Source organism: Butyricicoccus sp. AM78-15b2TA (assembly GCF_027665985.1).
GTDB lineage: Bacteria > Bacillota > Clostridia > Oscillospirales > Butyricicoccaceae > Agathobaculum > Agathobaculum butyriciproducens.
Window position 1 is genome coordinate 1 of the sequence record NZ_JAQEHY010000009.1, and the last position, 19,388, is coordinate 19,388.

Consider the following 19,388-nt stretch of genomic DNA (forward strand, 5'->3'; position numbering starts at 1 on the left):
GCCGCAGCCTACAACGCCAATTTTCAAAATGCCCATTGGAATTCTCTCCTTTTATATAAGGTGATTCTATTATAAACCACTTGCGGGTGTGCTTCAAGGGTGCAGCGTATTTTTCAGCGCACCGCCCAATTTTGGGGCTTCTGTTTGGTGAAAAATAGCAAAGCGGAGCGCAAAAAAAACGTGCAAAATATCCGTGCATTGTGCTAAAATAGAAAATGCACAGGAAAATGCAACACATTGCACGTTGGTGTCTAAAATGCGGTGAAACGCTTGTGCGCTTTACTGCACTATGATAAAATATGAACGTATTGTGGCAAAAATGTGTCTTTTAGGGATAAAAGAGGATACATGGATGCCTGAAAAGGAGAATATCTTATGAAGGTAACTGCACAGTGGATCGCAGAGCAGTGCGGCGTATCGCGTGGAACAGTGGACCGAGTTGTAAACGGCCGACCGAATGTAGCGCCGGAAGTGCGGGAGCGCGTGCAGAAAATAATCAGCGAATACGGCTACAAAACGCCGTCGCAGCGGCAGGCCGCCCGTGCGGGACACGGCGCGTTCCGCATCGGCGTGATTCTGCCGAGCTGGGATGCGTTTTTCATCCGCCGGATGCGCGAGGGCATTCGCGTGGCTGTACACAACCGCGGATTAAATGATGTAAATGTGCTGGTGGAGGAGCTGAAAAACCGCTCGCACCGTGCGTATTTCGAGGCCATCGGACGCATGGAGGAGCGCGGCATTGACGGTCTCATTGTCACCGCGCCGGACACGGTAGCGATGAGTGAGGAGATCGACCGGCTGGTCGCAATCGGTATTCCGGTCGTTACCTGCGACTCGGATGTGCGGCAGAGCCGCCGCCTGTATCATATCGGACAGAACATGGTCAAATCCGGCCGGATTGCAGCCGGACTGCTTGCACCGTACGTTGAGGGACAGGATGTGCTCGTCGTCACCGGCAACCGTGAATTCACGGCACACGGACTGCGTGTGCGCGGCTTCCTTGACCGTCTGCATGAGATTTTTGATGATAACGTAAACGTCAACGTCATCGAGAGCGTCGAGCAGTATGAGCTGACCTACGACGGCGTACTGCAGCAGGTGCGGCAGAACCCGCGTCTGCGCGGTATTTATATGGCAAACGAGTCCGTGCGCGGCTGTATGGACGCGCTCGAGCGCGCAAAGCCCAATCGGCGGATTCATGTTGTCTGTCACGATCTGACGCCGCATGCGCGCCAGTATTTGGAGGACGGACGGCTGGATTTCATCGTCGATCAGGATTTTTCGGCGCAGACGACGCGCGCGATCGAAGTGCTGGCGCATACACTGCGTACCGGAGAGTCGCCGCGGCAGAGCATCGAATACATTCACACCAGCATTATCACAAGGGAATTGTTGTGAGAAAGGAGCCTATATGAAAGCAAACTGGAAGCGCACACTGCTGTCTCTGGTGCTGTGCGCCGGATTTGTATGGCCGGCAGGCGCGGTAAGCACCGGGCAACCGGCGGCATCGCAGACGGGGACGAGCACCGCGCAGAGCAAACCGGCGGCTTATACCGTCAAGAAAATGGGTCTGCTGGGCGTCAAGCGTACGGTGGAGAGTGACAATAACACGGTGAAAATGCTGAACAAAACGGCAGCTTCGCTGGACAGCAGCTCGTATATGTCGGGTTCGGCGTCCGGTGCGACCGGCGAGAGCGAGATAGCAATCTACGCTGCGCTGATTGAGGATATGAAAAAGGCCATGGACGGACTGGATAAGACCAGTGATCTTTATAAGACCTATGCGGCACAGTTAAAGGTATTAGAGGATTACCAGACCAGCCTGAACCAGAACGCCGTCAGCGGCATGCAGCAGGCGATGGCCATGCTGTCTCAGCTGGATGACGCGGCGTACACGCTGCGCAAGCAGGCGAAAAACGTCTCCGGTCAGCTGGCGCTCGGTGCACAGACCATGCTGATTACCATTAAAAATCTGGGCTACACCAAGGAAAACCTGCAGGTGACGCTCACACAGCTGGACCGCAACCTGGCTGTGCTGAAAACGCAGAGAAAACTCGGCATGATTGGGCAGCTGCAGCTTGACACGGTGCAGAATCAGCGCGACAAGCTGGCGCAGTCCATCGACACACTGGAGACCACCCGCGAAAACCTCGGTTCGAGCGTTGCGCTGATGTGCGGTCTGGATGCGAATACCATCGTCATGCCGGCTGACTTTGAAACACTGTACGAGGGCAATCTGGATAAGATGTCTTATAATAAGGATTTGGAGCAGGCGCAGAAGAACAGCTTCCTCATCTGGCAGAAGCAGGACGCTGTGCGCAGCGCGTACAACTCGTACGACAAGAACATCAGCGGTACCGCCGAGGCGGTCAAGTCCGCTGAGGACGCACTGGCGGCGGCCAAGGAGTCGGTAGTGGCTGCATTCGACAGCACCTACAAGACTGTCAAGGACTGCCGGACGACTCTGGCAGCCAAGCGAACCGCACAGGCACAGGCGGAGCTTGACCTGAAAACCGCGGCCGTGAAGTACAGGAAGGGCATCATCTCCAAGCTGGCGTATCAGCAGGCGCAGGATGCCGTAACGACCGCAAAGCTGAATGTGGAAAGCGCGTATCTGTCGCTGTATACCGCATATAACCAGTACGAATGGGCCAAGGAAGGCGTACTTATCACCACCGCAGCCGCATAACAGAAGGGAGAAAACAATATGAAACGAACCATTGCAGCCGGTCTTTCTGCCGCTCTGCTGTGCGGCATGGTCGTACCGGCGTTTGCCGCCGATACCAAGACCGCGACGAACACCACCGGCACCACCCAGACCCAGCCGACGGCGCCGGTCAAGCTGACGTTTGACAAGCTGGAGGAGACCGTCCGCCAGAATAACGTCACCATCAAGGCGAACAACAACACCGTGCTCAGCGCGGAAAAGACCGATGTAAGTGACCAGTACATCGAAAGCTATTTCCAGCTTTCCGAGCAGATTTCGTCCTACCAGAAGCAGATTAAGGAGCTGCAGAAAACGCTGAACAGTCTGGATGCCAGCAAAGAGGAAAACGCCGGTCTGCGCAAGACGCTTGAGAGCCAGATTTCCATCCTGCAGCGCAATCTGGCAGCCGCCGAAGCATCGTACAAGAACCTCGACGATGACGAGGACGACGCAGAGGAGGATCAGGAGAAAACGGTCGATCACACCCGCCGTCAGATGCAGAATGCAGCCGATGAAATCTGCCTGAGTGCGGAAAACACGTACATTTCTCTGCGCGGCATGAAGTATACGCTCAACCAGACAAACCGCAGTATTCAGCAGCTCGACCGCAACATTGCGACTGTGCAGAAGCAGGTAAAGCTGGGTATGACCGGTGTAAACACGCTCAAGAGCCTGCAGGCACAGCGAGAGAGCGCCGTTGCCAGCAAGGCCTCGCTGACCACGCAGGTAGAGGCGCTGACCAACACGCTCGCTATCCAGTGCGGCTATACCACCGGTACACAGATCGAAACGAGCGATCTTCCGGTCGTAACCGCCGAGCAGGTCACCTCCATTGATTATAACAAGGATCTTGCCGAGGCGCTCAAGAACAGCTACGCGATCTACTCCAAGGAGTACGCAATGCAGACCGCGTCCGACGATTACGAGAACAACAAGACCAACACGCTGTATGCTTATCAGGCAGCCAAGATCGACCGCGACGCACAGAAGGAGAGCACGACCGCTTCCTTCCGCAAGCTGTATACCGACCTGCAGGAGAAGCAGACCGCACTTGCTGCGGCGGATGCCGATCTCGCACAGGCGAAAAAGACGTTTACGGTAAGCCAGGTGCAGTACACGCGCGGCATGATCTCCAAGATGGCGTACACGGATGCGCTTGACACCTTCACCACCGCACAGGAGACCGAGGTTGCAGCGCGTATTGATCTGCTGACCGCCTACAACACCTATCAGTGGGCAAAACGCGGTGTAATTACGGCAACAACTTGATAAGCTGACCGTTTTGGCGAATATAGCAGATATATATAATGAATTGGAGGACCCCGATGAGCAATAGCAAACGAATCCTTGCGGCGCTGCTGGCCAGTGCGATGGTACTGTGTGCAGGCTGCGGCAAGGAAGAGGAAACCGAGGAGGAAAGCTCAAACAGCACTGCGGTTGAGGTAACCGATGTTACCTCGGGTGCGATGAGCTCGGAGTACACGCTGAATGGCAAGATTGCCGCCGTCAATGAGGTGCAGGTGTTCCCGCTGCTGGCAGGTCAGGTGCAGACGCTGAACGTCAGCGAAGGCGACACCGTATCCAAGGGTCAGACCCTGTTTACGGTGGATACCTCGACGGTTACCTCGACGATGAGCTCGCTGCAGCAATCCTACAGCGCCACGAAGACCGCGACCGACCGTGCGATTGAATCGGCAAAGGTCGGTGTGGAGCAGGCGGAACTGGCGGTCAGCAACACGGAAGCACTGCTCGAAGCCGGTGCGGCTGCCGAGCAGGATCTGACCAAGGCTAAGCAGGCACTGACGCAGGCGCAGGCTGGTGTCGCACAGGCGCAAGCGCAGCAGTCCGCGTCTCTGGCGCAGATTCAGGCGTCCATGGACCAGATCAACAAGCAGGCAAGCCTTGGCACGGTAACCGCTCCGTGCTCGGGTACGGTTACGGCTGTAAACGTAGACCGCGGCGGCATGGCATCCTCGGCGCAGCCGAGCGTGGTCATTGCCGAGAACAGCGCGGTTGAAGTGCAGGTTTCGGTTGCTGAGGACGTATTCACCGGCATTAAGGTCGGCGATACCGCAAGCGTCACGGTTTCCGCTGTCTCCAAGGAGCCGATGAACGGCACGGTCAGCACGCTGCCGGCGGCTGCCAATGTGCAGACCAACCTGTATGACGTATCGGTTGCTCTGCCGTCCGGCACCAAGCCGCCGATCGGCGCGTTTGCTACCGTCACCTTCTATACCGACCGCCGCGCAAGCACGATTTCCGTGCCGACCGAGTCCATCCTGACCGGCAACAACAACGAGCAGTATGTGTTCACCGTAAATGCGGACGGCACTGCCGCAACCCGCGTTACCGTCACCACCGGACTGGTTACCAAGGATTCGACCGAGATCGTTTCCGGCCTCAAGGCGGGCGACCGGGTTGTTACCAAGGGTCAGTCCTATCTGTCGGACGGTGCAGCCGTGCATGTCGTCACCTCGGACGCCGCAGACGGCGGGGAGGGCTAAGCGCGCATGAAATTCGCACAAACCTTTATCAAACACCATGTAATGACCATCCTGCTGTACATACTGGTCGTTGTGTTTGGTTTTTACAGCTTCCAGAACCTGCCGCTGGCGCTCATGCCGTCCATGGAGGTTCCGGCAGCGGTTGTTTACGCTACTTATCCGGGGGCCGGTCCGGAGGATATCGAGCAGCAGGTAACCAAAAAGCTCGAGGGTGCGGTAGCGGGTCTGTCCGGTCTGGATACGCTTCAGTCCACCTCGTCCGAGAATATGGCTATGCTGGTTATCCAGTTTACGAATCATACGGATATGGATCAGGCAATGACCGACCTGCGCGACAAGGTTGCACAGGTAAAGAGCCAACTGCCGGATGACGCATCCGATCCGACCGTTATGTCGATTGATATTGACTCCATGCCGGTCGTACAGGTCGCGCTGCGCGGCAACGACCTGGCCTCTCTGCAGTCTATTGCGGAGGACGAGATTCAGCCGGCGCTCGAGCGTCTGGACGGCGTAGCGTCTGTTGATATTTCGGGCGGCTACGAGCAGGAGATCGCAGTCCATACGGATGCATCCCGCCTGAAGGGCTATAACCTGACGATTTCGTCCATCGGTCAGCAGCTCGGCGCGGACAACATCGCCATTCCGGGCGGCGAGCTGGATAATGGTTCGCAGACGCTGGCTGTCCGCACGGACGGCGAGTATTCGTCCATTGATGATGTTAAGAACGCCCTGATCTCGCTTCCGGCAGGCGGCACGGTACGTCTGAGCCAGATCGCGGATGTTTCCATGCAGCCCAAGGATCAGGACGCCATCTCCAAGGTTGACGGTGAGGAATGTATCATCCTGTCGGTCAACAAGCAGTCCGGCTCCAATACGGCGCAGATTGCCGAGCTGGCCAAGGCTGAGTTTGACTCCTTGCTTAAGAGCAACGATTCCCTGCAGTGGAATATCGTTATGGATCAGTCCGACTATATCAACATGACGGTTGATAACGCTATTCAGAACATCTGGATGGGCGTGCTGTTCGCCGCGATCGTGCTGTTCCTTTTCTTGCGCGACTTCGGCGCGACCATGGCTGTTACCATCGCAATGCCGTGCTGTATCCTGTTTACGTTCCTGATTATGAATGTGCTGGGCATTACGCTGAACATGATGTCGCTCGGCGGTATCACGCTCGGCGTAGGTATGATCGTGGATAACTCCATCGTTGTTCTGGAGAACATCTTCACCTATCGAGCGGACGGCTACGACCGTATGGATGCCTGCACCAAAGGCACCGGCGAGGTCATCGGTGCGGTTATCGCTTCCACGCTGACCACGGTTGCCGTATTCCTGCCGATTGCACTGTCCGGCGGCATGGCCGGCATGATGTTCAAGGAATTCTGTATCACCATCGTAGCGCTGCTGCTCAGCTCGCTGATCATTTCCGTCACGCTCGTGCCGCTGCTGTGCTATTTCCTGCTCGGCAGCACCAAGCAGAAGAGTGTCAAGCCGCAGGGCTCGGGCGCAACGCCGATCACCGAAAAGCCGCTCTCGCGTGCATACCGCAGTTCGCTGAATTTCCTGATCACCCACCGCTGGGCAGGCATCGCGCTGACCCTTGTCATCTGTATTGTCAGCGTGCTCAGCGTCAGCCAGGCGGGCATGGAGCTCATCCCGGAGATGGATGAGGGTCAGGTGAGTGTTACGGTTTCCATGCCGAACGGTTCGACTATGGAGGACACTGCCGCCATTGAGGACCGCATTGCGGCCATCGCAGTTGATACCATCCCGGAGCTGGAGCAGATCTACTACTCGACCGGTTCTTCGACCTCGATTATGTCCTCGTCCTCGGGCGCAAGCGTTACCATTTCGCTGGTAGATCTTGATCAGCGTGACCGCTCGTCAGCGGATATCGCCAAGCAGCTGCGCCGTGACCTGCAGGATATTGCAGGCTGTGAACTGACGGTTTCGACCAGCAGCACCATGTCGATGTCCACGGATTCGGACATCAGCGTTGAGCTGACCGGCGATGACTACGACCAGCTGGCTGAGACGGCAGACGATCTGGCAAACCGGATCGGCGCACTGCCGGATGCTATCAACGTGGAATCCTCGGCAGGCGAGCAGACCCCGCGTGTTGCCGTTAAGATCAACCGCGAGAATGCGTCTCGCTTCGGCCTGAGTGCGACTGCTATCGGCGGTCTGGTTCGTGGTGAACTGACCGGCTCGACCGCGACCACGCTCCGCATGAACGGTGAGGAATACGACGTTACCGTTGCCGGCGACGAGGATGTAGCAACCAGTCTGGACGCACTGCGCTCCATGCAGATTCCGACCATGACCGGCGGCACCGTACCGCTGTCCATGGTGGCGGATGTCTACACCGAGCTGAGCCCGCAGTCCATCGTGCGCAAGAACCAGAAGGAGACCGTTACCATCACCGGTGAAAGCGAATCCGGTGACAGCAATGCGATCCAGGCGGCTGTTGACAAAGTTGTGGCGGATTATGAGTTGCCGGACGGTGTAGAGGTCGGTTCCGGCGATACCGCCGCATCGCAGATCGCGGAAACCACCGGTACGCTGATGCTGGCCCTTGCGGTGGCAATCCTGCTGGTATATTTCATTCTGGCAACGCAGTTCAACTCGTTCTCGCTGCCGATTGCAATCATGCTGATCCTGCCGATCGGTCTGCTTGGCTCGATGATCCTGCTGTGGCCGACCGGAAATCATGTTTCCATGGTCGCACTGCTCGGTGTTATCATTCTGGCCGGTACAGTCGTCAACTCGTCCATCGTGCTGATCGACTATACCCTGCAGCGCCGTCAGCGCGGTGAGGATAAGAATACGGCTATCCTGAACGCATGTCCGCGCCGTGTCCGTCCGGTGCTAATGACCGCTATGACCACTATCCTCGGCCTTGTGCCGATGGTATGCTCGAGCGGCGAAGGCTCCGAGATGATGAAGCCGATGGGTGTTGTTATGATGACCGGTATGGTTATCTCCACCATCGCAACGCTGTTTATCACTCCGGTTTACTATTCGCTGACCGACAGCGTCGCTGCCCGCCTTTCCGGCCTGTTTAAGAAAATCAAGCTGCCCAAGTTTAACTTCCATAAGAAAAATCCGCAGCAGTAAGCAAAAAGGGAACCGATTTCGGTTCCCTTTTTGAATTGAGAATGGATAATGGAGAATGAATGGCGGGTAAAATGGGTACCGCAGTTGTCCAATGTCTGTACAGTCTACCCCGTAGGGGAGCACAGTGTGCTCCCGCACCCATTTAACGATGACTTGGGCGAACACGGTTCGCCCCTGCGGGTATGCGTGTGCAAATGAATTTACAAGCGACGTATTGATTCAACCGCCGCGATAATTTTCCATTCTTCATTCTCAATTTTCAATTCCGATATTCCCTTGCATATCGCACAAGTGAAGTCTATAATATTTGTATAAATTGCAGATAGGAGCGAACAATATGGCTTCGGATAAAACAAATGTAATGCGTGTGCTCGAGCAGCACAAGATCGCCTATAAGCCGCACGAATACCCGCACGGCAAGGACGCCGTAGACGGTGTTTCGGTTGCGGAACTGCTCGGCCAGAACCCCGATCAGGTATTCAAGACGCTGGTTGCACGAGGCAAATCGGGAGGCTTTCATGTATTCGTTATTCCGGTTGCAAAGGAGCTTGACCTGAAAAAAGCAGCCAAGGCGGCAGGTGAAAAGTCGGTCGAGATGGTGCATGTCAAGGAACTGTTGGGCCTTACAGGATATGTACGCGGCGGCTGCTCGCCGGTGGGCATGAAGAAGGCGTTCCCGACCGTGTTTGATGAGAGCGTGAACAATGTCCCGACCGTGATGGTCTCTGCGGGAAAGATCGGTTTCCAGATTGAATGTGCACCGGCGGATCTCATCAAGCTGACACGCGCCGCGACCGCGCATATCACGACGGATTAAGGCAATACTGCATGATTAAACAAGAGCGATTTGTGAGTGGATTTTGTGCACTGACGAGGCGCGGTTTTGCGGTAATACTTGATGTATTACCGTAGAATCAGCGGCAGCGCGACCGGAACCTGTACAAGGGACCGCTATAAAGTCAGGGCACAAAATTTCCGCAAAGCGCCGCAGTCTTAATTGTGCAGTGCTGCCTTACGTCTGCGGCTTCAGCAGCCCTGCCGCATCCGGAAACAGCGCGAACACGTTCTGCACGCCGCAGCCCGCCAGCTGCGCCAGCTTGGCCGCCAGCGTGGAATCATCGTCGTACAGGACAAAGTGTGCCTGTCCGTCTGCATTCATGTAGGTGAAGTATTTCGCGCACAGCTCGCGCGAAAAGAACGGCTGTGCGCCGGTCTGCGCGAGCAGCGCGGCTCTTGCTGCGGAACTGAGCGAAACGCCGTTCGGCGTGGGTGACGGCAGGGTGAAATCCTGCGAAACCGGCTGCAGAAACGCGGCAATCCGCGCAGCGCCGTAAATGCCCTGCAGGGAGGAAATGTACTCGGTCAGGCTGCCGCCCGAAATCGCGGTGGAGACCGTGAGTATCGCGTGCGACAGCGTGCGTCCGCACTCGAGCGGCACATACAGCGGAATATCCGCATCGTACAGTGCTTCGTCGAATGCGGCCAGCAGACGGCGGTTCAGCGGCGTGTCGTGTTCAAAATCCGCGAACACGCCGGGCGCTTCCGTACGCCGCGCTTCGAAAACCAGATCGGCGGCAATGCGCTCGGCGCTGCAGAAGTTGATAGCCTGCGGCGGGTCGGTCACGCCGAGCAGGCAGTGTCGCTGCACCGCGGACACCTTGAGCCGCTGCAGCGCCCCAGACTGTGAAATGCCAAGACAAAGCTGCAAAACCGGCATGCCGAGCGAAGCGGCTTTCGTCGTGTCGCGTCCGGTGCATACCAGAATAAGATTTTTCGTGTAGACCATAATCGTCAACTCCTTGATGATAGAAATACGTTGGAACGGCCCGCGGTCCGTTCCTCCTGTCGGCAAAACTGTAGTTTTGCAACAGCTTCTTTTCTGGACTTTTTGAATAAATTCCATTACACTATATGTAGCATTACGCTAAATTAGAATACGGGTATTAACAGGAGTGTATGAATGAGCAAACTGATTCCCGATTATGTATTTGATTCGATTTACGATATTACGCCGGAGGTGCTGACTGCCCACGGCGTACGCGGCGTGCTGGTCGATCTGGACGGCACAATGGCGTCCCACAAGGCTGCTTTGCCGCCCGATACGCTGCACCTCTTTGTCGATCGGCTGAAGGATGCCGGCATTGCTGTGCTGGTGTTCTCCAACAACCATCCCGAGCGGGTAGGGAAGTTCTGCGAGCCGCTCGGTGTAGGCTATATCAGCCATGCCGGAAAGCCGTTTTCCCGCGGCTTCCGCAAGGCGGCAAACCGGCTTGGCCTGTCCATGCGCGAGATTGCCGTCATCGGCGACCAGATTTTCACCGACGTGTTCGGCGGCAACCGCGCAGGCGCGCTGACCTGCTATGTCGAAACGCTCGACCGTCGGTTCTTCTGGATCAATGTGCGCTATCAGCTTGAGCGCGGTTTTATCGCGCGCGGACGGCGCAGAATGGAGGCGAGAGCACATCATGGCTGAGCCGAAATTCGGTCCTGCGGGCAACTCGGAGTCGTTTGCCGCCGCAGGCTTCAAGAAAAGCGAGGATGCGCCTGCATGGCTCGAACAGATGGGACTGACCGCGTTTGAGTATCAGTGCGGATGCGGCGTGCGCTGCGGCGAGGAGACCGCACTCAAAATCGGTGCGGCAGCCGAGCAGCACAGCATTCAGATGAGCATTCATGCGCCGTATTTCATCAATCTCTCGTCCGAGGAGAGCGAGCGCATGGAGAAAAACGTCGGCTATGTGCTGGAGACCGCGCGGCTGGCCGTGCCGCTTGGCGCAACGCGCATGGTCGTGCACTGCGGCGGTCAGGGCAAGCTGACCCGTGACCGCGCTATGCGCAACTCGCACGAAAACGTAAAAAATATTCTGCGTGCGCTGGATGAGGCCCACCTGACCGGCTGCACGGTCTGTCTGGAAACTATGGGCAAAAAGAGCGTGCTCGGCACCGCTGAGGAGGTCTGCGAGCTGGTGGCTGCCGATGACCGCCTGCTGCCGTGCATCGACTTCGGTCATCTCAACTGCCGCACGGGCGGGCACATGAACACCCGCGAGGAAGTGAAAGCGCTGTTCGATCTGATGGAAAATACCATCGGTCACGAGCGTACCGCCAAGCTGCACGCCCACTTTTCTCATATCGAGTATAACGATAAGGGCGAGGTGCGCCATTTGACGTTCGCGGATACGGTATACGGTCCGGATTTCACGCCGGTCGCGGAGGAAACCGCTGCGCGCGGCTACGCACCGACATTCATCTGCGAATCCGCCGGAACGCAGGCGGAGGACGCACTCGCCATGAAGCAGTGTTTTATGGCTCAGGCAGAAAAGTAAAAAGTAGGACATTTGCCCTACGGAGACGCTTTGTAGAACTATGCAAAGGGGTATAAACGTATGAAAAAGGTATTATTGATCCACGGTCCTAACCTGAACCTGACCGGTCAGCGCGAACCGGGCATTTATGGTTCGAACACGCTGGCATCCATCAATGCGGAGGTTGTACAGAAGTGCGAACGTCTGGGGATGGAATGCGCGGTATTTCAGTCCAACTCCGAGGGTGCGCTGATCGACCGCATTCACGCGGCTCGTGAGGACTGCGATGCGATCATCATGAACGCCGGTGCGTACACGCACTACAGCTACGCCATCCGCGATGCGATTGCGGCTGTGCGCCTGCCCTGCGTGGAGGTACATATGTCCAACGTGCACGCGCGCGAGGAATTCCGCCACAAGTCGGTCATCGGACCGGTGTGTGCGGGCGTCATTGCAGGCTTCGGCAAGCACAGCTATCTGCTCGCCGTGGATGCGGTAAAATCCATCATCGGCTAATATTTAAGAGGCGATTACCATGAAAAGAAACGAACTGCGTGCCATGCTGCTCGAGCAGCCGTATGACGCGCTGGTACTGACCAGTGAGATCAGCCGCCGCTACGCGACCGGCTTTCACTCGACGGCAGGCGCGGTGTACCTGTCGGCCAAACAGGCGGTATTCTTCACGGATTTCCGTTATGTCGAAGCGGCACACGCGGCCATCAAGGATTTTGAGGTGCGCGGGATCAAGGCGGGGCAGAGCTATTCTGCGCTCATCAATGAGCTGCTCGACGAGGACGGCGCAAAAAAGGTCGCTCTCGAGGACAAAACGCTTACCTATGCGGAGTTCATGTCCTGGGGCACGGCGCTGCACGCGACAGCCGTCCGTCTCGAGGACGGTGTGGAGCAGCTGCGCATGTGCAAGGAAGAGGACGAGGTTGAGAAGATCGTCGCGGCACAGCGAATCGCGGAGCAGGCGCTTGAGGAGGTGCTGAACGACATCAAGATCGGCGTGACCGAGAAGGAGATCGCGGCACGGCTGACCTACCTCATGCTGCACTACGGTGCGGAGAACATGTCGTTTGACCCGATCGTCGTTTCGGGCGCGAACAGCTCCAAGCCGCATGGCGTACCGGGTGAAAAGACCATCGGGGCGGGCGATTTCGTGACGATGGACTTCGGCTGTATTTATGACGGCTACTGCTCGGATATGACGCGCATGGTCGCGGTCGGCCATGTTACCGACGAGATGCAGACCGTGTACGACACGGTGCTGAACGCACAGCTTGCAGGCATTGCTGCCTGCAAGGCCGGTGTGACCGGTCGGGACGTTGACGCGGCAGGCCGTAAGATTATCGAGGCGGCAGGCTACGGTGATGCCTTCGGTCACGGCTTCGGCCATGGTGTAGGACTGGAGATCCACGAGGCTCCGGTTGCCTCTCCGCGCGGAGAAGCGCCGCTGCCGGCAGGCAGTATCGTCACCGCAGAGCCGGGCATTTATTTGCCGGGCAGGTTCGGCGTGCGTATTGAGGATATGCTGTACGTCATCGAGGACGGCTGCATTGATCTGACCGATGCGCCCAAGCAGCTTATCGTTCTGTAAATTGTAAAAAAGGGGGAAAACGCTGTTTTCTCCCTTTTTATATTCCGCAGATGTTGAAAATCGGTTGCCGCATCGCTTGACGGCAGCTTGATGAAAAAGAATCAATTTAACAATTTATCCATAAGCTATACACAAAAAATCCACACAAGTTCGGCACAATGGTTACACCGATAGGAGGAGATGTTCTCATGCGCATTTTGTTAATCAATGCAGAGCAGGACGAGCGCCTGTTCGCCACCTTCAAGCATGAACATATTCTGTATGATCAGCAGCCGGAGAGCGACACGCTTGATATTTCGGAGAATATATATGATGTAATCGTGTACAATGCCACTAAGCTGGATGAGAAGACCGTCGACGCGGTGTACTCTCTGCGCGAAAGCGGTGATATGACACCGTTGCTCGTCATGGCAGGTCACACGACCGCGCGGGCGCGTATCCGTATTCTGAATGCGGGTGCGGACAATGTGCTCATGCGTCCGTGCCAGAGCGATGAGATTCTGGCGCATGTCAATGCACTGGCACGTCGGCCGAGAATGATGCAGAGTGAAATCCTGACCGCCGGCGATCTGACGCTCGACCGCGGCCGTTGTGTGCTGTCGGGCAATGACGGCGAAGTCCGTCTGTCCGGCAAGGAGCTGCAGCTTGTAGAGATGTTCCTGCGGGAACCGGGACAGGTGCTGCCGCGTGAAATGCTGCACCAGAAGGTCTGGGGAGCAGGCAGGGACGCGACCTACAATAACATCGAGGTTTATTTGACACTTGTGCGCCGCAAGCTGCGTGCGGTCGGCTCGAAGGCCGAGCTGATCTCCGAGCGAGGCATCGGATATTATCTGCAGGAAGCAGAATAAGGGAAGGGACGTACTTTCATGGTACGTCCTTTTATTTTTCCTTCCTTTTTGAACTTCTGCTGTTCCCTCGCTTCCTGATCTGGTGCAGATCAGAGACCGGCGACAGCTCCGAAAAGGTGAACGGCTGAGGTCAAACCGTCTTCGGATGGAGGATGGGATGTTTCTGCTGAGATATTTGGTACAGGCATTGAAATGTGGATCCGTAGTCAAGGTACATATGAAGAATATAGAAAAATTCGACAGGGTTACGAGATCGACAACCGCAAAATCTTCGGTGAGTACGCCGAAGGTGTGATTGGTGCCAAAGAACGTGCAGGTGTCAAGCACAACACGATATACGAGAAGTTACATAAAGAAAAAGAGATGATGGAAGCAAAAATGCTTCTGCCATCTCTTTTTTAGGTTTATAAAGAAGAAACGATTCATTTGGATAAATTACAGTGTTCAAAAATCATCTGCCATACCGGTCATGGTATTGCGGTGTTGCCTTAAATGTATCAGAAAATAAGAAAAACCGGTTATTTCAAACGAAATAACCGGTTGATCTGGTACGCCAGAAGGGATTCGAACCCCCGACCTTTTGGTTCGTAGCCAAACACTCTATCCAGCTGAGCTACTGGCGCATACACGATCTATTTTCTTTTGCTGTCGGCGTTTCGCTTTGTCGCTCTCGCTGACTGCCTTATTATAATATCACGGGTGGGACCTAATGTCAACAATTATTTTCAGATTTTTTGAAAGTTTTTTCGGAAACCTGTTTTCGGCAAAACAAAGCCGCCTGTGGGGGAACAGGCGGCTATATACAGCAGAGAAGTTGGAGGTCTGCCATATACCTTATATTGCGTTTTATTCCTGCGGCGGAATGGTATCGAAGCCGACCTGCAGTTCTTCATCGGTGGGAACGTGGTTGCGCATGGTGCCGTTATGATATGCCTCGTATGCTGCCATATCAAAGTAGCCGGTACCGGTCAGACCGAACAGAATGGTCTTAGCTTCGCCGGTCTCCTTGCACTTGAGTGCTTCGTCGATTGCGGCGCGGATGGCGTGGCTGGATTCCGGAGCTGGAAGAATGGTCTCTACCTTGGCGAACTGAACTGCCGCGTCGAATACGTCGGTCTGCTTGACGGAAACCGCCTCCATATAACCGTCGTGGTACAGCTTGGAGAGGATCGGGCTCATGCCGTGGTAGCGCAGGCCGCCTGCGTGGTTGGGCGCGGGCATGAAGCCGTTGCCGAGCGTGTACATGCGGGCCAGCGGCGTAACGTGGCCGGTATCGCAGAAATCGTAAACGTACTTGCCGCGCGTGAAGGACGGGCAGGACGCAGGCTCAACCGCAATGATGCGCGGGTCAGCCTTGCCGAGCAGTTTATCCTGCATGAACGGGGAGATCAGGCCGCCGAGGTTGGAGCCGCCGCCGGCACAGCCGATTACGATATCCGGATACTCGTCGAGCATCTCCATAGCCTGCTTGCTCTCTAGACCGATGATGGACTGGTGCAGCAGCACCTGATTGAGCACTGAGCCGAGTACATAGCGGTAGCCCTCGTGTGTAGTAGCTACTTCAACGGCCTCAGAAATCGCACAGCCGAGAGAGCCGCCGGTGGTCGGATCGTGTGCCAGAATAGCGCGGCCTGCCTCGGTCGTATTGGACGGAGACGGCGTTACATTCGCGTCAAAGGTTTGCATGATAGCCTTGCGGAACGGCTTCTGCTCGTAGGAGACCTTAACCATGAATACCTTCAAATCCAGTCCGAAATATGCGCATGCCTCGGAGAGTGCAGTACCCCACTGACCGGCACCGGTTTCGGTGGTAAGACCCTTGAGACCCTGCTCCTTGGCATAGTACGCCTGCGCGATCGCGGAATTCAGCTTGTGGCTGCCGGAGGTGTTGTTACCCTCAAACTTGTAGTAAATCTTAGCTGGGGTGCCCAGCGCTTTCTCCAGATTGTACGCGCGGCACAGCGGAGACGGACGGTACAGCTTATACATATCGAGCACCGGCTCGGGAATATCAATGTAGCGGGTGTCGTTGTCCAACTCCTGGTGCGCCAGCTTTTGGCAGAAGATGGGGTACAGCGCTTCTTCCGGCAGCGGCTGATGCGTACCCGGATGAATCAGCGGGTCCGGCTTTTCCTTCATGTCCGCCCGCAGGTTGTACCACTGCTTGGGCATCTGGTCTTCGGTCAAATAAAGTCTGTGGGGGATCTTAGCCATGGTGATTGCTCCTTTGCAAATTTCAGATAGAGTGGAGAGATGGTGAATATCTTCATTCGTCACTCTCAACTCGGTTTTACAAAATAAAAAACTCCTGTCCCAGATTTCTCTTGGGACAGGAGCGAATACGCTCTTGCGGTACCACCCAGATTGACGCAAACTGCGTCCACTCTGCTCACACATCAAACAATGCGCGCTCCCCTGATAACGGGCGGAGTCCCCGTCGCAGTTACTTGGCCGAAGCCGTTCGCCTTGCCCTGCTGAAGTCCATTCACACGGTCCTTGCCTGCCGCAATCACACCGCCTGCGGCTCTCTTGGAGGTTTGGTCTCCCTGCTACTCGTCTTCGTCATTGGTTTGTGTTGGTTTACTTGGTATAGTCACAGTATATTCGCAAAACAGGGGATTGTCAAGTGTAATTTGCGAAAAATAATATATTATTTATGATATAAATTCTTATCATGAGAATAAAGGCCGCAGTATCGTCTTTTTCTGCATACTGTGCTATAATGGGTAGAAGAATGAGAATTTATCGAGGGAGCGAGTACAAATGCGCGTGATCGAGGAGGAAAACGAACTGCGGCTGACCTGTTCGCGGAGTGCGAGCGGCGGCATTGCGCTTTTGCGGTGCGAAACGCAGGACGATATTGTGCGTCTGCCGGACGAGATCGACGGCGTGCCCGTCACCGAGGTCGGCGCGTATGTACTCAGCGAGCGGGCCCCCGATCTGACAGGCAGGGACTCGTTCGCTGTCCGTATCACCTGCGGCGGCACAGAGCCGAAACACAATGCGGCGGCTATCCGCATGGTTACGCTCCCGAAGGATGCAAAAAGTGTTGGCAGTTATGCATTTTATAACTGCCGAAACCTTGAACGCATTGAACTGACTGATTCCGTCAGCGAATTCGGCGGCGGTGCGCTGATGAACTGCATGAGCCTGCGCGGAGTCATCCTGCACGCCGCACCGTCCGCGCCGACCTGCCTGCCCAGGCTGCTCGGCGAGTACGCCGGAGAACTCGATGTGCGGTTTGATGAGCACGCGCGGCTGCTGTTTCCCGAGTACGTCGAGGAGCTGGAGGACCTCAGTCCGGCGCATATTTTTCAGCGGCGCATTCACGGTGCAGGCTACAGCTACCGTCAGTGCTTTGACGGCGGTGTGCTGAATTTTCGGCAGTATGATGCTGCCCTGAGCGAACTGCTCGAGCGGCACGATTTTTCGGTCGCGGCACGCGTAGCCGTGCGGCGGCTTGCCGTACCGTTTGTGCTCTCGGATGCCGCAAAAGCGGACTATCTCGCGGTTTTACGCACCCACGGCGGCAATCTGGCGCAGTCCTGCGCCAAGGCAGGCGAGACCGCTGCCTTGTCCTTCCTGCTGTCGCTCGGTGTGCTCTCTGCCGCCGATGTGGATGCCGCGTGCACGTCTGCCCGCGAAGCAGAGCAGACGGCAGCGCTGTCCGTTCTGCTGTCAGCCGCCGGCAAAACGCAGTCCAAGGGACGCGCCAAATCGTTTGAATTATGATATAAATATATAGAAGTTATCAATAAATCCGTAGGGCACCCCGCCCTACGATGCAAGATGAACCTGTGAGGTGATGTTTTCCATGCCGCAATCCGACCGCTGGCGCTCCATCGGACGCGAAATCCTGTTTTCCGCCCGCACCGAACTGTACATGAATCTGCCGTTCCTCGATTCCGCGCTGGCGGCGCTGCCTGCGGCAGACGGTTACGATACACCCACGCTCGCTACCGACACGCGCGTGCTGTTTTTCAGCGGTGCATGGCTGGCGCAGCAGTACGAGCGTTCCCGCGCGAACGTCAACCGCGCGTACCTGCACACGCTGTTCCACTGTCTGTTGCGACACCCCGGAAAGACACGCGGACGCGATGCTGACCTGTGGGACCTTTCGTGCGATATCGCGGTTGAAAGCATGCTGGATTCGCTCGATTACCGCTGCCTGCAGGCAGAAAAGGTGTCGGTTCGGCGGCAGAATATCTACCGCGAACTGCGGGACGAGCTGCCGGTCCTGACGGCTGAGGCGGTCTATCGCCATTTTCGGCGCACACGGCTGAATTCGTATGACTGTGCCACGCTCACGCGCGTGTTTGCGACAGACGAGCACACGCTGTGGTACAAGGAGGACGACGATCAGCAGGAGCGCCGCTGGCAGCAGCAGGCCGAGCGCACGCAGACCGCGATGGAAACCGTTTTTGCGAACAAGGCGGAAGGCGGTCAGGTCGTGCGGGAGCAGCTTGCCGTTTCCACTCGCAAAACGACCGATTTCCGCGCGTTCCTGCGCCGGTTTGCCGCTCTGCGGGAGGAGGTCTCGGTGGATGCGGATTCGTTCGACTACGGCTACTACGCCTACGGGCTGCGTCATTTCGGAAATATGCCGCTCATCGAGCCGTTAGAGACGCGGGAGGTGCGGAAAATCGAGGATTTCGTCATTGCCATTGATACCTCGATGTCCACCTCTGGTGAACTCGTGCGCGCGTTCCTCAGCCGCACCTATGAGCTTTTGCAGGAGAACACCAGTTTTTTCCGGCATTTCAACCTGCGTATTCTGCAGTGCGACGATCAGCTGCGCTCGGATAAAAAGGTGACAAATGCGCGGGAACTTGCGGAATATATGGAGCATTTTGAACTGATCGGTCAGTCTGCGACCGATTTTCGTCCGGTTTTCGAGCACGTTGACCGCTTAAACGCCGAAGGCGCGTTCCGCCATCTGCGCGGCCTGCTGTACTTCACGGACGGACTCGGCATCTACCCGAAAAAACGTCCGAAGTACGATGCGGCATTCGTCATGCTCGAAGGCGAAGCCTATCCGGATAAGGTGCCGTCCTGGGGGATTCGGGCGGTAATCAGCGAGGATGCGTTAGCCGTAGAATGAAAGTAGAATGAAAAAGGACGCTTTACGCGTCCTTTGAGGCTGTCGCGAAACTACAGTTTCGCCGACAAGCAGGAACGGACCGTGGGCCGTTCCAAAGTCGTCCGAAAGTTCCTATACAGAAACTTTCTCCCTCCAGAAGTTCAAAAAGGGTGATACATGCTCCCCCTTTTTGAGCATTTGCAGAGCAAATGCTATTTCATGCG

At 56.2% G+C, this 19,388-nt stretch carries 16 protein-coding genes and 1 tRNA gene; 14 read left to right on the forward strand and 3 right to left on the reverse strand.

Annotated features, from left to right (window positions below; all coding sequences use genetic code 11):
- Positions 1-375: 375 nt before the first annotated feature.
- The 6 genes from PGS25_RS09475 to ybaK all read left to right on the forward strand — a co-directional run bounded on the left by PGS25_RS09475 (position 376) and on the right by ybaK (position 9,145).
- Positions 376-1,398, forward strand: a complete 1,023-nt coding sequence (locus PGS25_RS09475; protein ID WP_110435861.1) for a LacI family DNA-binding transcriptional regulator — start codon at positions 376-378, stop codon at positions 1,396-1,398.
- A 13-nt stretch (positions 1,399-1,411) separates the two neighbouring features.
- A complete protein-coding gene (locus PGS25_RS09480) occupies positions 1,412-2,689 on the forward strand; it encodes a TolC family protein (protein ID WP_270418444.1) in 1,278 nt (425 codons plus the stop codon).
- Between the two features lie 18 nt (positions 2,690-2,707).
- Positions 2,708-3,976, forward strand: a complete 1,269-nt coding sequence (locus PGS25_RS09485) for a TolC family protein (RefSeq protein ID WP_270418445.1) — start codon at positions 2,708-2,710, stop codon at positions 3,974-3,976.
- Between the two features lie 56 nt (positions 3,977-4,032).
- Positions 4,033-5,211 carry an efflux RND transporter periplasmic adaptor subunit gene (locus PGS25_RS09490; protein ID WP_270418447.1) on the forward strand — a complete coding sequence of 393 codons (1,179 nt, stop codon included), beginning with the start codon at positions 4,033-4,035 and terminating at the stop codon, positions 5,209-5,211.
- A gap of 6 nt (positions 5,212-5,217) precedes the next feature.
- On the forward strand, positions 5,218-8,328 hold the full coding sequence (locus tag PGS25_RS09495) for an efflux RND transporter permease subunit (RefSeq protein ID WP_270418449.1): 3,111 nt from the start codon (positions 5,218-5,220) through the stop codon (positions 8,326-8,328).
- A gap of 337 nt (positions 8,329-8,665) precedes the next feature.
- On the forward strand, positions 8,666-9,145 hold the full coding sequence (gene ybaK / locus PGS25_RS09500; protein ID WP_110435866.1) for a Cys-tRNA(Pro) deacylase: 480 nt from the start codon (positions 8,666-8,668) through the stop codon (positions 9,143-9,145).
- Positions 9,146-9,340: 195 nt separating this feature from the next.
- On the opposite strand, the gene PGS25_RS09505 is transcribed toward ybaK, so the two are convergent.
- Positions 9,341-10,114, reverse strand: a complete 774-nt coding sequence (locus PGS25_RS09505) for a hypothetical protein (protein WP_270418450.1) — start codon at positions 10,112-10,114, stop codon at positions 9,341-9,343.
- A 174-nt stretch (positions 10,115-10,288) separates the two neighbouring features.
- Here PGS25_RS09505 and PGS25_RS09510 point away from each other — a divergent pair, with 174 nt between their 5' ends.
- The 6 genes from PGS25_RS09510 to PGS25_RS09535 all read left to right on the forward strand — a co-directional run bounded on the left by PGS25_RS09510 (position 10,289) and on the right by PGS25_RS09535 (position 14,486).
- Positions 10,289-10,801: a YqeG family HAD IIIA-type phosphatase gene (locus tag PGS25_RS09510; RefSeq protein ID WP_118286169.1), complete on the forward strand. Its 513-nt coding sequence runs from the start codon at positions 10,289-10,291 to the stop codon at positions 10,799-10,801.
- A complete protein-coding gene (locus tag PGS25_RS09515) occupies positions 10,794-11,654 on the forward strand; it encodes a TIM barrel protein (RefSeq protein ID WP_270418451.1) in 861 nt (286 codons plus the stop codon). Before PGS25_RS09510 ends, PGS25_RS09515 begins: the two co-directional genes overlap by 8 nt.
- A 60-nt stretch (positions 11,655-11,714) precedes the next feature.
- On the forward strand, positions 11,715-12,149 hold the full coding sequence (aroQ, locus tag PGS25_RS09520) for a type II 3-dehydroquinate dehydratase (protein ID WP_110435870.1): 435 nt from the start codon (positions 11,715-11,717) through the stop codon (positions 12,147-12,149).
- A gap of 19 nt (positions 12,150-12,168) precedes the next feature.
- On the forward strand, positions 12,169-13,233 hold the full coding sequence (locus PGS25_RS09525) for an aminopeptidase P family protein (RefSeq protein ID WP_270418452.1): 1,065 nt from the start codon (positions 12,169-12,171) through the stop codon (positions 13,231-13,233).
- A 188-nt stretch (positions 13,234-13,421) separates the two neighbouring features.
- Positions 13,422-14,084 carry a response regulator transcription factor gene (locus tag PGS25_RS09530; protein ID WP_270418453.1) on the forward strand — a complete coding sequence of 221 codons (663 nt, stop codon included), beginning with the start codon at positions 13,422-13,424 and terminating at the stop codon, positions 14,082-14,084.
- A 192-nt stretch (positions 14,085-14,276) separates the two neighbouring features.
- Positions 14,277-14,486 carry a hypothetical protein gene (locus PGS25_RS09535; RefSeq protein ID WP_270418454.1) on the forward strand — a complete coding sequence of 70 codons (210 nt, stop codon included), beginning with the start codon at positions 14,277-14,279 and terminating at the stop codon, positions 14,484-14,486.
- A gap of 144 nt (positions 14,487-14,630) precedes the next feature.
- On the opposite strand, the gene PGS25_RS09540 is transcribed toward PGS25_RS09535, so the two are convergent.
- Together PGS25_RS09540 and PGS25_RS09545 are read right to left on the reverse strand one after the other, a co-directional pair.
- Positions 14,631-14,707 (reverse strand) — tRNA-Arg (locus tag PGS25_RS09540).
- 223 nt (positions 14,708-14,930) lie between these two features.
- Positions 14,931-16,298, reverse strand: a complete 1,368-nt coding sequence (locus tag PGS25_RS09545; protein ID WP_270418455.1) for a TrpB-like pyridoxal phosphate-dependent enzyme — start codon at positions 16,296-16,298, stop codon at positions 14,931-14,933.
- A 549-nt stretch (positions 16,299-16,847) separates the two neighbouring features.
- On the opposite strand from PGS25_RS09545, the gene PGS25_RS09550 reads away from it, so the two are divergent.
- Together PGS25_RS09550 and PGS25_RS09555 are read left to right on the forward strand one after the other, a co-directional pair.
- Positions 16,848-17,816, forward strand: coding sequence for a leucine-rich repeat protein (locus tag PGS25_RS09550; protein WP_270418456.1), 969 nt, complete (start codon positions 16,848-16,850; stop codon positions 17,814-17,816).
- Positions 17,817-17,898: 82 nt separating this feature from the next.
- Entirely contained in the window at positions 17,899-19,185 is a 1,287-nt protein-coding gene (locus tag PGS25_RS09555) for a vWA domain-containing protein (protein WP_270418457.1), read from the forward strand.
- Positions 19,186-19,388 lie beyond the last annotated feature (203 nt).